The 13619-nt window shown below is 74.2% G+C and carries 14 protein-coding genes; 10 read left to right on the top strand and 4 right to left on the bottom strand.

Annotated elements, in window-relative coordinates; translation table 11 throughout:
- Positions 1–248 precede the first annotated feature (248 nt).
- Positions 249–644, bottom strand: coding sequence for a hypothetical protein (locus ACIBEA_RS01135; protein ID WP_399256574.1), 396 nt, complete (start codon positions 642–644; stop codon positions 249–251).
- Positions 645–880: 236 nt separating this feature from the next.
- On the opposite strand from ACIBEA_RS01135, the gene ACIBEA_RS01130 reads away from it, so the two are divergent.
- A complete protein-coding gene (locus ACIBEA_RS01130; protein ID WP_399256572.1) occupies positions 881–1351 on the top strand; it encodes a universal stress protein in 471 nt (156 codons plus the stop codon).
- Between the two features lie 43 nt (positions 1352–1394).
- Here ACIBEA_RS01130 and ACIBEA_RS01125 read toward each other — a convergent pair whose 3' ends face one another.
- The 3 genes from ACIBEA_RS01125 to ACIBEA_RS01115 form a co-directional block, all read right to left on the bottom strand.
- Positions 1395–2315, bottom strand: coding sequence for a serine/threonine dehydratase (locus tag ACIBEA_RS01125; RefSeq protein WP_399256570.1), 921 nt, complete (start codon positions 2313–2315; stop codon positions 1395–1397).
- A gap of 102 nt (positions 2316–2417) precedes the next feature.
- A complete protein-coding gene (locus ACIBEA_RS01120) occupies positions 2418–3065 on the bottom strand; it encodes a TetR/AcrR family transcriptional regulator (RefSeq protein ID WP_399256568.1) in 648 nt (215 codons plus the stop codon).
- 224 nt (positions 3066–3289) lie between these two features.
- A complete protein-coding gene (locus tag ACIBEA_RS01115; protein ID WP_399256566.1) occupies positions 3290–3712 on the bottom strand; it encodes a hypothetical protein in 423 nt (140 codons plus the stop codon).
- Positions 3713–3995: 283 nt separating this feature from the next.
- Here ACIBEA_RS01115 and ACIBEA_RS01110 point away from each other — a divergent pair, with 283 nt between their 5' ends.
- The 9 genes from ACIBEA_RS01110 to ACIBEA_RS01070 all read left to right on the top strand — a co-directional run bounded on the left by ACIBEA_RS01110 (position 3996) and on the right by ACIBEA_RS01070 (position 13529).
- Entirely contained in the window at positions 3996–5702 is a 1707-nt protein-coding gene (locus ACIBEA_RS01110; protein ID WP_399256564.1) for a ricin-type beta-trefoil lectin domain protein, read from the top strand.
- Positions 5703–5979: 277 nt separating this feature from the next.
- Positions 5980–6300 (top strand): hypothetical protein, encoded by a 321-nt coding sequence (locus ACIBEA_RS01105; protein ID WP_399256562.1) that lies wholly within the window; start codon positions 5980–5982, stop codon positions 6298–6300.
- Positions 6293–7324, top strand: coding sequence for a polyprenyl synthetase family protein (locus ACIBEA_RS01100; protein WP_399256560.1), 1032 nt, complete (start codon positions 6293–6295; stop codon positions 7322–7324). Before ACIBEA_RS01105 ends, ACIBEA_RS01100 begins: the two co-directional genes overlap by 8 nt.
- A 95-nt stretch (positions 7325–7419) precedes the next feature.
- The gene (locus ACIBEA_RS01095; protein WP_399256558.1) at positions 7420–8610 is read left to right on the top strand and encodes an oxygenase MpaB family protein; all 1191 of its coding nucleotides are present in this window, start codon (positions 7420–7422) and stop codon (positions 8608–8610) included.
- 81 nt (positions 8611–8691) lie between these two features.
- Positions 8692–9264, top strand: a complete 573-nt coding sequence (gene sigK, locus ACIBEA_RS01090; RefSeq protein ID WP_399256556.1) for an ECF RNA polymerase sigma factor SigK — start codon at positions 8692–8694, stop codon at positions 9262–9264.
- Positions 9261–10091 carry an anti-sigma factor domain-containing protein gene (locus tag ACIBEA_RS01085; protein ID WP_399256554.1) on the top strand — a complete coding sequence of 277 codons (831 nt, stop codon included), beginning with the start codon at positions 9261–9263 and terminating at the stop codon, positions 10089–10091. Before sigK ends, ACIBEA_RS01085 begins: the two co-directional genes overlap by 4 nt.
- Positions 10092–10208: 117 nt before the next feature.
- Positions 10209–11813, top strand: coding sequence for a molybdopterin-dependent oxidoreductase (locus tag ACIBEA_RS01080; protein ID WP_399256552.1), 1605 nt, complete (start codon positions 10209–10211; stop codon positions 11811–11813).
- 140 nt (positions 11814–11953) lie between these two features.
- Positions 11954–13078, top strand: coding sequence for an alpha/beta hydrolase (locus tag ACIBEA_RS01075; protein ID WP_399256550.1), 1125 nt, complete (start codon positions 11954–11956; stop codon positions 13076–13078).
- A gap of 103 nt (positions 13079–13181) precedes the next feature.
- Positions 13182–13529 carry a hypothetical protein gene (locus ACIBEA_RS01070; protein ID WP_399256549.1) on the top strand — a complete coding sequence of 116 codons (348 nt, stop codon included), beginning with the start codon at positions 13182–13184 and terminating at the stop codon, positions 13527–13529.
- The last annotated feature ends 90 nt before the right edge of the window (positions 13530–13619 follow it).

The following is a 13619-nucleotide window of genomic DNA, read 5'->3' as shown; positions in this document are numbered from 1 at the left end:
TGTGCCCAAGGTCCCGACGGCCGGTTGTCCGTACGTCCCGAATCGCTACGGGCCCCTTCCATAGCGCGCAAATGCCCCTCAATCAATAGCGCCCTGACCTGCACTGATGCGCTTTAGTTCACATGCGCAATGAAGTGGTATCGATTCGATAACGAACCTGCCGCGATGTCAGCGCCCAGCCCCTTTCGGACAGTTCCGGAGCCTCGCACTAATGCGCTTTACCAACGGGCCCACAAAACCGCTTTACCTCACTCCACGACCTGGGTGTGGGCCGGCCCCGAGTCGTAGCGGTCGAGGAACTCGTCCGCCGTGAGGTCGAGCGCGTGCAGCTTGGAGAACACCTCGGTGCCCTCCCCCACCGTCTCCTCGCCGTCGGAGATCCGGTAGACCTGCACCATGTCGAGGACGTCGAATCCGCCCTCCCGCGCGTACGCGGCCGACTCCCGCTCGGCCAGCTCGACGGCCGCGTCGAGGGACCGCGCCCGGAACAACACGACGCGCTCCTCGTAGGGCCGGGTCTCCCAAGTGGCCCACCGGTAGAAGGTCCTGGCCCCGTACCACTCCTTCGGCCCATCCGACCCCTTCGGCCCCTTCGGCTCCTTCGGCCCCTTCGGCCCCTGCGACCGCTCCACCTGCTCCTCCATCGCCCCTCCGTCACCTCTACGCGGCGCACCGCGATCGCCACCGCGGAAGATCCGCCGAGCCACCGACCCTAGGCCGTCCCCAGGCCGTCCCTGGGCCGCCCCTATGCCGTCCCTCGCGGATGGCCGGAGGCCGCTGGTGGCGCAGGGGGCTGGTGGCCGGCGTTGCCGGTGTGCGGGGGGAGGGGGGGAATAGGGTGCTAAGCGGGAGTATCGGCACGAAACGTGAGGAAGTCATCGTGGTGGAGCAGACCGAGCCCGTGATCGTCGTCGGCGTGGACGGTTCGAACCATTCCAAGGAGGCCCTGCGCTGGGCGGCCGGCCAGGCGCGGGCCGTGGGCGGGCGGGTGCTGGCCGTCATGAGTTGGGACTGGAGCCGCAATCCCTTCGACTTCGGCCCCGGCCTGGCCGACGGCTCGGGGGACGCGGAGGCCGAGCTGGTCGGGGCGGAGGAGAAGGCCCGGCAGAAGCTGAAGGAGACGATCACCGACGCGCTCGGCGCCGAACCCGGAGTGACGATCCGTCAGCGGGTGGTCCGGGGAGCACCGGCCCAGGTGCTGGTGGACGCCTCGAAGGGCGCCTCGCTGACCGTCGTCGGCACCCGGGGCTACGGCGGGTTCAAGGGCGCGCTGCTGGGCTCGGTCAGCCAGCAGGTGGTGCAGTACGCGGCGAGCACCGTCGTGGTCGTGCGCGACAACGGCGACGGCTGAGGGCCGCCGCGCCGCCGCGACCGGGCGGGCGAACGGGTGCCGTTCAGAGGTCCCCGGGGTCGGTGTTCGCCCCGCACAGGACGACGGCGACCCGCTCGCCCGGCGGGGTCGGCAGGACGCGCAGCGCCGCGAGCGCGGTCGCCGCGCCCGCTTCGACCACGATCCGGTGTTCCTCCCACAGGGCCCGGCGGGCGGCGGTGATCCCCGCGTCGGGGACCAGGACGGAGGTGACGTCCGGGTGCCGGGCCGCGGCCAGGGCGTCCGCGGAGGCGCGCGTGGCGCCCAGCGAGTCGGCGGCCACCGACTGCACCGGTACGTCCACCACGTGACCCGCCGTCAGGGCGGCGTTCAGGGCCCGGGAGTTCTCCGGCTCGGCCGCGATCACCCGTACGCCGTGCTCGCGCGCGGCGGTGGCGACCCCGGCGAAGAGCCCGCCGCCGCCGACCGCGACGACCACCGCGTTCAGCCCGGGCAGGGCGGCCCGGATCTCGTCGAGCAGGGTGCCCGCGCCCGCCGCGATGAGCGGGTGGTCGTAGGCGTGGCTGCTCAGGGCGCCGGTGGCCGCGGCGAACTCCTGGGAGGCGGCGAGCGCTTCGGCGTACCGGTCGCCGACGAGCCGGACCTCGGTCCCGTACCCGCGGAGCCGCTCGACCTTGACGCGCGGGGCCGTCTCCGGGAGGAAGACGGTGGCCCGTACGCCCTGGGCGCGGGCGGCCCAGGCGCAGGCCAGGCCGGCGTTGCCGCCGGAGGCTATGGTCACGCCGGCCTCCGGCAGGGTGCCCGCGGCGCCGTGGGCCGCGAGGAAGTTGCGGGCGCCGCGCGCCTTGAAGGAGCCCGTGTGCTGGAGGTACTCCAGGGCGAACCAGAGCCCCTCGGCCGCGGGGACGACGGCGGCGGGGCGGACGGCCCCGGCGATCCGGTCCGCGGCGGCCCGGACGGCGGCGTAGTCGAGCTGCGTTTCCATGCGGGTGACGCTCCGATCAGGTGGGACCGTTCAGGGTGGCGCCGCGCAGGGCGCACAAGGCGTGCGAGGCGGGCAAGGCGTGCGAGGTGTTGCCGTCGCGGCCTACGGGCGGCGGGTGGGGTCCGCCGCCTCGATCAGCTGGCGCAGGGCGCCGTAGTAGACCTCGTGGTCGGTGAGCGGGGGCAGTACGTCGGCCACCGCGGCGGTCAGCGCGGGGAAGCGGGCCGGGTCGAGCGCGGCCAGCGCGGCCCGGGACGCCTGGGTCGCCCCGACCGGGTCGCGGTGGTCGACGAAGGCGGCGCTGCCGAGGGTCAGCAGGTACATCCGGCGGTAGCAGGTCATCGCTTCGCCGGCGCTCATGCCGGCCGCGATGCTGTCGGCGATGGCCGGTTCGACCAGCCGGGCCAGCAACTGCCGGCCGAGCCAGGGGCGGCCGCCGCGCAGCACGAGCAGCCCCGGATGGGCGGTGAGCAGTTGGTAGAAGCGGGTGAAGCGCAGCTCCGCGGCCTCGGCCCAGCCGGTCCCCTCCGGCACCTGCGGCAGCTGGCCCGCGAGGTGTTCGGTGCACAGGTCGAGCAGACCCGCGAGGTCGTTGCAGCGGCGCTGGACCGTGGCGTGCGAGACGCCGAGCCGGTCGCCGAGGGCGCGGAAGCTCAGGGCCGCGGGCCCCTCGTCGTCGAGGATCCGCAGCGCGGCCACGGCGATGACATCGGGTGTGGCGCGATCCAGGGCCATTGATCGTCTCGGCATGAGATACACCGTAACATACGTCGTATCCCGAGGCTGGACGGACTTGGCCCGCCGCCCTGACCGCTCTCCCCCAGCGGGTTTGACCCGTCTCAGCGAAGGCTGGTCGTTCTCACCGAAGGTTGAGCGCCGCCCTACCGGGGGTGGGTCGCCGCGGCCGCCACGGCGGCCTGGATCTCCGCAGTGAGCCGGGCCGCATCCTCGGTGTAGCCGGTCAGCAGCAGCCGTCAGCCGTCCCGGAGCCGGATGACCAGGTGGACGTCCCAGCCCATGAGTCGGCCCAGGGCGTGGTCCTGCCCACGTTCGACCACACTGCGGACCGCTGTCCAAGGCAGTACCCGGGTCTCCCCGGCCCGCCGGTAGACCAGTCCGTCCTTGCGCAGCACAAAGACTTCGCCGTGCCGCCCCAGGGCCCGCAGCCCGCCGGAGACGCCGCCGTAGAGCCCGATGAGCGCGCCGCCCCACAGCAACCCGACAACTTGCGCGCCATCCCCGCCCTCGGAGAAGAGGGCGACGGTCACCGGGATGGCGACGGCCGCGAAGATCAGGCCCACCAGCAGCGCGCCAATCGCAACGCGCCCGCGACGCGCGTTGTCCGTCGGATGGTTACGGATGAAGGTGCCCAGCGCGCGCTCCGCCTCCGTGGCCACAGATCCCTCCCCTGGAGTCTCTTTCGCCGTGCCGTCAGTCTGTGGGACGGCCGGTCGGGGGACAAGGGAAGGGCGACGCGAGCGGAAAGGCGGCCGCGTGCAGGTGCTGCCCATGGGGCTCGCCTCGATCGCCGCGGGGCAACTGCCTTCCCGCGCCCGCGGCTACACCCATATTGCTGGTAATCGATCCCTACACATCGACATATGTTGACACTGGGTAGTCACCCGGCTGCACTGGGCGCACGACAGCCCCTGTCGGTACGCCCCACGTCAAGGAGTCTCCGTGCCGCCTCGCCTGCGTGCGTCGCTCCCCTGTCTCATCGCGGCCGCCCTGCTCGCGCTCCCGCTCGCGTCCGGTCCCGCCGCGGCCGAGCCCACCGCGACCTGGGACACCCCGCTCGCGCTCACTCCGCCCATGGGGTGGAACAACTGGGCGCACTACATGTGCGCCATCGACGAGCAGACCGTCGTCGCCAACGCCGACGCCCTCGTCAGGACCGGACTGGCCGCCAAGGGCTACGACACGGTGACCGTCGACGACTGCTGGATGACGAAGGCCCGGGACAAGAACGGCGACCTGGTCACCGACCGGGCCAAGTTCCCGCACGGCATGGCCTGGCTCGGCGAGTACCTGCACGGCAAGGGACTCAAGTTCGGCATCTACGAGGACGCCGGGTACCTCACCTGCGAGCGCTACCCCGGCAGCGGCACACCCAACGGCGGCGGCCGGGACCACTTCGCGCGGGACGCCGAGCTGTTCGCGTCCTGGAAGGTCGACTACGTGAAGATGGACGGCTGCAACCTCTACGTGCCGCCCGGCACGACGAAGGAACAGGCCTACCGCGACGCGTACGGGGCCGCCGCCCGCGCCCTCAAGGCCAGCGGCCGCGCCATGGTGCTCTCCGCCTCCGCCCCGGCCTACTTCCAGAAGGGCGAGTGGGGCAGCGCCGACTGGCACAGGGTGCTCGGCTGGGTCGGCGAGAGCGGGCAGCTGTGGCGCGAGGGCAAGGACATCCAGGTCTACAAGCCCGCCGCGCCGACCGCCTCGCGCTGGGCCTCGGTCCTCGGCAACTACGGCTACAACCGCTGGCTGGACCGCTACGCGAGCCCCGGCAACTGGAACGACCCGGACTTCCTGCTCGCCGGGGCGCCCGGCCTGACCGACGCGGAGGGACGCAGCCAGGTGGCCCTGTGGGCCATGATGGCGGCGCCGTTCATCCTCTCCTCGGACGTCTCGCAGCTGACGCAGGGCGGGCTCGACGCCCTCGGCAACGAGCGGCTGATCGAACTGGACCAGGACCCGATGGGTCGTCAGGGCGCCGTCGTGGCCTCCAGCGGCGCGTACGACGTCCTGGTGCGTCCGCTGGAGAACGGCGACCGGGCCGTCGCCGTGCTCAACCGCTCGGGCAGCGCCCGGAACGTGTCGCTGCCGCTCGCCGACCTCGGGCTCACCGACCGCGGTCTCGCCCGCTGCACGGCGTCCGCGCGTGACCTGTGGTCGGGCTCGGAGGAGGACGTGGTGCACACCCTGGCCGCCACGGTCGACGCGCACGACACGGCCGTCTGGCGGCTCACCCCGGGCGCCGGCTGCGCCGAGCCCGTGCCCACCGGGCAGCTCACCGGCGACGGTGCGCGGTGCCTGGACGGGATGAACACGGTGGGCACGGACGCGGTCGTCCTGTCCGCCTGCACCGGGGCCGACGACCAGCGCTGGGTACTGCGCCAGGACGCGACCGTGCGGCTCGGGGGAAAGTGCCTGACCGCGACGAGCGCCGACGAGCCGGTGACGCTGGGCGCCTGCCCGGCCGGGGACACCGGTACGACGGCGCGCAGCAGCCGGCACTGGATGGCGCAGCGCGACGGCTCGCTGGTCGAGAGCGGCACCGGCAAGTGCCTCCAGGCACCGGGCGCGGCCGACACCACCGGGCAGCTGCGGCTGGCCGACTGCGGTGACCACCGGATCGACCAGACCTGGGCGTTGCCGGTCTGACCCGGGCATTGCCGGTCCGACCCCGGCACGCCGGCGTCATTTGCGTACACCACCACCACTGCGGTGATCACGTCATACGGTGATCATCACCCTCCCGTGGGAATCTCGGAACCCGTGCGGGGGAGATGACCGCATCCGGTTGGCCCCGCGGGCGGCCGTACGGGTTCACTGGCACGGAAGCGATACAGGGGCGGTCGTCGGAGACATCCGGCGGCCGCCCCTTGTGACGCCCGTGCATCCCATCCCGCCACCATCCCGCCACAGGAGTGAACCCATCATGTCCGAAACCGATCAGGAGCGGACGGCGCCGACGGATCCGGCCGCCGACGGGAGCCGGCGGCCCGCAGCGGCTCTGGAACTGCTGACCTTCCTCGCCGCCGGAGTCGCCGACCTGGCGCTCGACCAGTTACGCCAGTCCAGCGAGCGGGCCCAGGACGTGATGCGCCGCTCCGATCTGCGCGAGCTGCTCACCGACGGCGTCGTCGAACTGCGCAAACGCGGCGAACTGGCCACCCAGCGCGCGACCGTGGGCTCCGAGAACTACCTGGAGACCATGGCACGCCGGGCCGCCGAGCGGGCCGGTCACCCGCGTGCATGACCACACCGGCTTCAAGGTGCGCATCGACGAGGTGCTCGTCCGGCTCGCCGACGAGGAGGAGGCCGCGCTCCTCGGGCTGCACGTCGAACTCTCGCCGCTCTCCGAGCAGTTGCGCCGCTCCTTGGCCCGGGGGAAGCGGATCCGGGCCGCGTTCCTGTACTGGGGGTGGCGGGCGGCGGGGCAGCCCGACTGCGAAGGCGTGATCCGCGCCGCGGCGGCGATGGAGCTGGTGCACGCGGCGGCCTGCACCCACGACGACATCATCGACGACAGCCGGATGCGGCACGGCCAACTCACCGCGCACGCCGCCTTCGCCGCGTCCGGGCAGCGGTCCACCGCCCTCGCGATGATCCTCGGCGATCTCCTGATGGGGTACGCGGGGCACGTCTTCACCTCGTGCGGACTCCCCGGCGCCTACCTCGCCCGCACCGGACCGCTCTGGTCGGCCCTGCTGCGCGAGACGATGGCGGGCGAGTTCCTGGAGGTCCTGCGCACCGACGCGCCGGCCCGCCCGCTCCAGGTCGCCGAATCCCTGGAGGTGGCCCGGTACAAGACGGCCAAGTACACGGTGGAACGGCCGCTGCACCTGGGCGCCACGCTCGCGGGCGGATCACGGGCCCTGCTGGACGCCTTCTCGACCTACGGGCTCCCCCTCGGCGAGGCGTTCCAGCTGCGCGACGACCTGCTCGGCACCTTCGGCGACCCGGCCGAGACCGGCAAGTCGAACCTGGACGACCTCCGGGACGGCAAACCGACCGCGCTGCTCGCCCTCACCGCGGCGGCCGCCGACGAGGACGACCGCAGGCTGCTCGCCAAGCTCGTCGGCAATCCCGCCCTCGGCGAGGAAGAAGCGGCGAGCGTGCGGGAGTTGATGGAGCGCTGCGGCGCCCGCCAGCAGGTCGAGTCGATGATCGCCGAGCGCATCGCCCGGGCCGCGGGCGCGCTGGACGCCGTACCGATGCCCGCCGAGGCCCGCTCCGCGCTGCGCGGACTGGCCGATGCGGCGGCCCTCCGGACGATCTGACCCCGGCTCCGCGGATCCGGCGCCCCGCGCGCGTCCCCGGGGCGTCCCCGCGCGTCCCCGCCCGCCCCTCCCCCGTACCGAAGAGAAGGACTCACGTGAACGCGAACACCACCGCTCCACCCCGCGCCCGTTACGACGACGCCGCCCTCGACGCCCTGCGCGAGCAGGGGGATCCGCTCGCCGACGAGACCGTCGCCGCGATGTTCGAGCGCAAGGAGGTGGGGGACCTCAACACGCTGATGCGGTTCTTCTCCACCACCGGGGACAAGCTGCCCGAGAAGCTCCCGGCCGCCGCCGCCGCGTACTTCGAGGCGACCGCCATGCCCCCCAGCTGGGTGGACTGGGACGTCATGGAACAGGCGCGGCTGTTCTTCATGGACAACGCGGCCCACATCAATACCGGCCTGTCCTTCGCCGCGATGCCCGCCACCTACGCGATCCCCCGGCTGTCGCGGCTGCTGTCCTCGACGCACTCGCTCTCCTACCCCTCCCGGCGGATGGCGAACACGGGCCAGTTCGTCACCTACCTCATGCAGACCAACTCCTTCGCCGAGGGGAGCAAGTTCATCCCGGCCGCCCAGAAGGTGCGGCTGCTGCACGCGGCGATCCGCCACCACCTGCGCAGCGGCGGCCACTGGGACGTCGCCCGGGACGGCCTGCCCATCTGCCAGGAGGACATGATCGGGGGGCAGATCTGCTTCTCGATCCTGGTCCTCGACGCCATGCACCGGCTCGGGGTGCACATGAGCGAGGACGGCGCCGACGCCTACTTCTACGCCTGGCGGGTCGTGGCGTACATGCTCGGCTGCGACATGTCGGCCGTCCCGGAGAACCTCACCGAGGCCCGCGCCTACTGCGACCTGTACCTGCTGCGCAACCTCGGCCCCTCCCCGGAGGGCGTCGTGCTCAACGCCCAGCTGATGCGGATGTACGAGGACGTGGTCCCGGGCACGCTCTTCGACCCGATGGTGCCGGCCACCGTCCGGTTCCTGGTCGGGGACACCATCGCCGACTGGCTGGAGATCCCGCGCAGCGGCTGGGACACGGCGGCGAAGGCCGTGCCCGTCGTCCTCGGGCTGCTGGAGACCATCGAGGACAGCAGCCCGTACGCGGAGTGGGCGCTCGACAAGGCGGGCTCCCTGCTCGCCGGGTTCGAACTGACCTCGCTGACCCGGGGCCGCGTCATGCACCACGCGATCCCGGCGGAGCTGAAGACCGAGTACGACGTGCGGCCGCCGCGCACCGGCCGCTGGGTCCCGCCGCCGCCGACCTCCGTCGGCCTGTAGCCGGCAACCCCCGGTCGGTCCCGGCCGAGCTCCGGGTGGCGTCGACGGGTACGGCCCGCCGTACGGTGGCAGGATCGCCCCGTGGAAGACGTGCTGCGCGCCGACGGGGCCCTGTCCGCCCTCCTCGGACGGGTCGCCGAGGGTGACGAGGCCGCCTTCGTCTCGGTCTACGAGGCGGTCAGCGGCTCCGTCCTGGGCCTGGCGCGCGCGGTGCTGCGCGACCGGGCCCAGGCCGAGGAGGTGGCCCAGGAGGTGCTGGTCGAGGTCTGGCGCACCGCCGGGCGCTACCGCAGTGACCGGGGCGGCGCGATGGCCTGGATCCTCACGATGGCCCACCGCCGTGCCGTGGACCGGGTCCGCTCCGCGCAGGCCGCCGCCGACCGGGACCGCCGGGCGGCCCGCCTGGAGGCCGCGCTGCCGGCCTTCGACCAGGTCAGCGAGGCGGTGCAGGACCGGCTGGAGCGGGACCGGGTGCGCCGCTGCCTGGCCGCGCTCACCGACTTGCAGCGCCAGTCGATCGCTTTGGCGTACTACCGCGGGCTCACCTGCCGCGAGGTGTCCGACGCGCTGTCGGTGCCCTTGGGTACCGTCAAGACACGGCTGCGCGACGGGCTGCTGCGGCTGCGGGGCTGCCTGGGGGTGAGCGGGGAATGAGCACGGACGGGACCGCCTCGGGCCGCGCGGACGGAGCCGGACACGACGACCCGCACGGGGCGACCGGCGCGTACGTCCTGCACGCGCTCGACCCGGCGGAGCGCGCCGCCTTCGAGACGCACCTGGAGACCTGCCCGGCCTGCGCGCGAGAGGTGCGGGAGCTGTCCGGGACGGCGGCCCGACTCGCCCTCGCGGTCGCCGTCCCCCCGCCCCCGGAGCTGCGCGAGGCCGTGCTGCGGCGCATCCGGGCCGAGGGTCCCCCCGTACGGACCCCCGCAGCCGGATCGGCGTCCGCGCCCGGGGCGACCCCCGGCCCCGCGCACCGCAGGGCACCCGGCCGATCGCGCGGGTGGACCCGGTGGGCGCTGGCCGCGTGCCTCGTGGCGGCGGCCGGGCTCGGCGGGCTGGCGCTGTGGCAGTACCAGCGGGCGGACGACGCCGCCCGGGCGGCCCGGACCGCGCAGGCCCGGGCCGCCGACCTGGCCGGGATCCTGTCCGCACCGGACGCCCGGCTGGCCACGGGCCGGCTCGGCCCCGGCGGCGCCACCGGGACGGTGGTGCTCTCGCGGGAGCGGGACCGGGCGGCCTTCGTCGCCGCGGGCATGGCGGCCCCGCCCGCGGGCCGGGTCTACCAGCTCTGGTTCGCCGATCCGGCCGGGTCGATGCGCCCGGCGGGGCTTATGGACCCGGCCCGGCCCGACGCCCCGGCCCTGATGGCGGGCCCGGTGGGCGCGGCCACGGGTGTCGGTGTCACCCTGGAACCGGCGGGCGGTTCGCCCGCCCCGACCTCGCCGCCCCTGATGGTGCTGGCCTTCCCGGCCCCCTGAGCGGTCGACCGGACGGCCCCGGAGGGTCGGTTCCGACCGGGCGGCGCGGGCGCGGCAGCGGTGTGCGGTCGTCGGGTGTGCGGTCGTCGCACCAAACCGGGCGGGCGGTGGCTCCGAATGACCCGTGTGAAGGCGGTCGGACAGCGACGGCAACGCGTCTACGGCGCCCTCGGCGGTGTGGTCGCCGGCTGCGCGGGGCTGAGCCTGTCGGAACTGGCCGCGGCGGCCGTGCGGCCCGAAGCGGGCCCGGTCACCGCGGTCGGGGGCGCGCTGGTCGACCGCACTCCGGCCGCCGTCAAGGAGTGGGCGGTCCGCCAGTTCGGCGCCGCCGACAAGACCGTGCTGCTGCTCGGGGTGCTCGCCGTCCTGGCGCTGGTGGCCGCCGCGGCCGGGGTCCTCGCGCTGCGGCGGCGCGCCGCCGGGGCCGCCGTCGTGTGCGGCTTCGCCGCCGTCGGGGCGGTGGCCGCGCTGAGCCGACCCGAGGCGACCTGGCAGGACGCGCTGCCCTCGCTGGCGGGCGGGGCCGGCGCGATGTGGGTGCTGTACCTCCTGACCGGCGCGCTGACCCGCCCGACGGGCGCCCCGCCGACGCCCGGCTCCGGCGCGGACCGGGGGCCGGCGCGGGGGCTGGACCGGCGGGGCTTCGGCCGGATGGCCGCCGCGGCGCTGGCCGGGTCGGCCGCGGCCGGGTACGCGGGCCGGCGGCTGACCGCCCACGGCTCGGCCGGCGCGACCGCCTCCCGGGCCGGGCTGCGGCTGCCGCCGCCCGCACGGCCCGCGCCGCCGGTGCCGGCCGGCGCCGACGTGGGCGTCCCCGGGGTGTCGGCGTTCCTCACCCCCGTGTCCGACTTCTACCGGGTGGACACCGCCCTGGTGGTCCCCCGGATCGACGCCGACAGCTGGCGCCTCGACATCCACGGGGACGGGGTCACCCGGCCCCTCGGCCTCGACCTGCGGGGGCTGCTGGCCCGACCGCTGGTCGAGCACGACGTCACGCTCACTTGCGTGTCCAACGAGGTCGGCGGACCGTACGCGGGAAACGCCCGCTGGCTCGGCGTGCGCCTCGCCGACCTGTTGCGCGAGGCCGGGGTCCGGCCGCCCTCCGAGGGCGGCCCGGCCGACCAGCTGGTGGCCCGTTCGGTGGACGGGATGACCTTCGGCACCCCCGTCGAGACCGTCATGGACGGCCGGGAGGCGCTGCTGGCCGTCGGGATGAACGGCGCGCCGCTCCCCTTCCGGCACGGGTTCCCCGTGCGGATGGTCGTACCGGGCCTGTACGGGTACGTCTCGGCCTGCAAGTGGCTGCGCGAGCTGCGGCTGACCACCTTCGACGCCTACGACGCGTACTGGGTGCGCCGTTCCTGGGCGGCCCGGGCCCCGATCAAGACCCAGTCGCGCATCGACACCCCGCGCCCTTCGGCCGAGCCCCGCGCGGGCCGGGTGCCGGTGGCCGGGGTGGCGTGGGCGCAGCACCGCGGGATCGCGCGGGTCGAGGTCCGGGTCGACGGCGGCGCGTGGCAGGAGGCCCGGCTCGGGGCCGAGGACGGCACCGACACCTGGCGCCAGTGGGTGTGGGAGTGGCCGGCCGTCGCCGGCCGCCACACCTTGGAGGTCCGCGCGACGGACAAGGCGGGCGCCGTTCAGCCGGGGCTGCGCTCCGACACGGTCCCGGACGGGGCGACCGGCTGGCACGCGGTGGAGGTCCGGGTGCGCCCCGCCTGAGCGCCGTCCGCGCCCCGCGAACGACCGCCCGGGTCCCGCGCGCCCGCCGCGCCGGGGGCGCCCGACCGTCGTAAATTGGCGGGACAGGCGCGTCGCACCGCGGTCGGGCGGGCGCGTCACGCACGTCAGGAGCCGATGCCGTGGAGCTGACCAGCACGTCGTTCCTCGTCACGCTGGTCGTCGTCACGGCGCTCGCCATGCTGGCCGCGCTGCTGCTGTGGAACCGCGTCCCCGGCCCGGCCTGGGTGCGGTGGCCCGCGCGGTTGCTGATGCTGGGGCTCTGCCAGCTGACCGCCATCTGCGTGGTGGCCACCTGGATCAACGGCAGCTACGGGCTCTACGCCTCCTGGGACGACCTGCTCGGCACCGAGAACGGCCAGGGCCCCTCCGTGATGACCGGGCCGCCGCCGGGGCGCGCCAAGTTCACCCTGGGCTCGGACGGCACCCGCAGCACCTATTTCCGGGGCACCCACTCCAAGCTGGCCGGCCAGGTGATCGTGTGGACTCCCCCGGAGTACGACGCCCCGGGCGCGGAGAAGACCCGCTTCCCGGTGCTGACCCTGCTGCACGGGTTCCCCGGAACGCCCCGGTCGTGGTTCGAGGCGGGGTCCATGCCGGGGGCCCTGCAACAGCTGGTCCAGCTGGGCGCGGCGCACCCGTTCATCCTGGTGGTGCCGGAGATGTATCCGGGCGGGGTGAACACGGACTGCAGCGACACCCCGGGGCACAAGGTCGCCACCTGGCTCGCGGACGACGTCCCGGCGCTGGTCGCGCGCAACTTCCGGACCCTGCCCGAGCCCAAGGGGTGGGGCCTGATGGGCTACTCGACGGGTGCGTTCTGCGCCGCGAAACTGCCCTTGCAGTACCCGAAGGTGTTCGCCGCGGGCGCCGCCCTGGACCCGGACCCGCTGACCGGGGATCCGGAGGTGCTCGCGGACCCCGTACTGCGGGAGCGCAACAGCCCGCTGTGGCTCGTACGGCACGCGCGGAAGGCGGACGTCGGACTCTTTCTCGCCACCTCGGCGCAGGACAAGGACAGTCCGCCGCAGCAGTTGGACGTCTTCGTCAAGGCGGCGGCGGGCACCGGGGTCCGGGTCAAGACTCTGGTCCGCCCGGCGGGCGGTCACAACTTCCAGACCTGGGCCGGGATGTATCCGGACGCCCTCGGCTGGCTGAGCACGGAGCTCTCCCCGCCGGGCGGTGGTCGAGCCGTGGAGGGCCGCGGGCGGACCGGCCGGGGGCCGCTCGATGATCGCCGGAACTGATCGCTGCACTTGATTCAACTCCCTTGAACGACAAGCCCGTTCGGCTAGCGTTTGGCCGCGGCAGCCGACCGGCGGCCGAACTTCGAAACGGGAGACCCCCCACATGTCGTTCATACGCAAGGCCGCCGTCGTGGCCGCTTCCATGATCGCCGCAACGGCGGCCGCCGTCATGCCGGCGAGCGCCGCGGGCCCCGCCCAGGTGCTCGTCATCACGCCCGCCAACGCGGCGGCCGCCGGGTGCTCCTACCAGGTGTCGGCCGACCAGCACTTCGCCCAGACCAGGTGTTACGACGTCAACGCCCGGTACTACGCCGTCATGGTCAAGGTCTGTGACGGGCGGGCCTGCGCGGACCGTCTGGGCCCCTGGCGGGAGATGAACAGCGGCCAGTGGTCGGCGTACTCGGACAGCGGCACCTGGATCGTCCAGGGCGGCAGCGCCTACGGCAACTAGCGGCCACGGCAGTGCCGTCGGGGGGGGGGGGGGCGGGCCGGCCGGGGGGCGGGGGGGGGGGCCCGGGGGGGCGCAAAAAAAAGGGTGTGG

Origin of the sequence: Streptomyces sp. NPDC051555 (assembly GCF_044454405.1) — a bacterium.
Taxonomy (GTDB): Bacteria; Actinomycetota; Actinomycetes; order Streptomycetales; family Streptomycetaceae; genus Streptomyces.
This window is presented reverse-complemented; position numbering and strand designations above follow the sequence as displayed.

Coding starts and splice junctions, on each gene's coding strand:
- ACIBEA_RS01135 (WP_399256574.1), bottom strand. CDS start 644: ATGGAGGAGCAGGTGGAGCGGTCGCAGGGGCCGAAGGGGCCGAAGGAG.
- ACIBEA_RS01125 (WP_399256570.1), bottom strand. CDS start 2,315: ATGGAAACGCAGCTCGACTACGCCGCCGTCCGGGCCGCCGCGGACCGG.
- ACIBEA_RS01120 (WP_399256568.1), bottom strand. CDS start 3,065: ATGCCGAGACGATCAATGGCCCTGGATCGCGCCACACCCGATGTCATC.
- ACIBEA_RS01105 (WP_399256562.1), top strand. CDS start 5,980: ATGTCCGAAACCGATCAGGAGCGGACGGCGCCGACGGATCCGGCCGCC.
- ACIBEA_RS01085 (WP_399256554.1), top strand. CDS start 9,261: ATGAGCACGGACGGGACCGCCTCGGGCCGCGCGGACGGAGCCGGACAC.
- ACIBEA_RS01080 (WP_399256552.1), top strand. CDS start 10,209: ATGACCCGTGTGAAGGCGGTCGGACAGCGACGGCAACGCGTCTACGGC.
- ACIBEA_RS01070 (WP_399256549.1), top strand. CDS start 13,182: ATGTCGTTCATACGCAAGGCCGCCGTCGTGGCCGCTTCCATGATCGCC.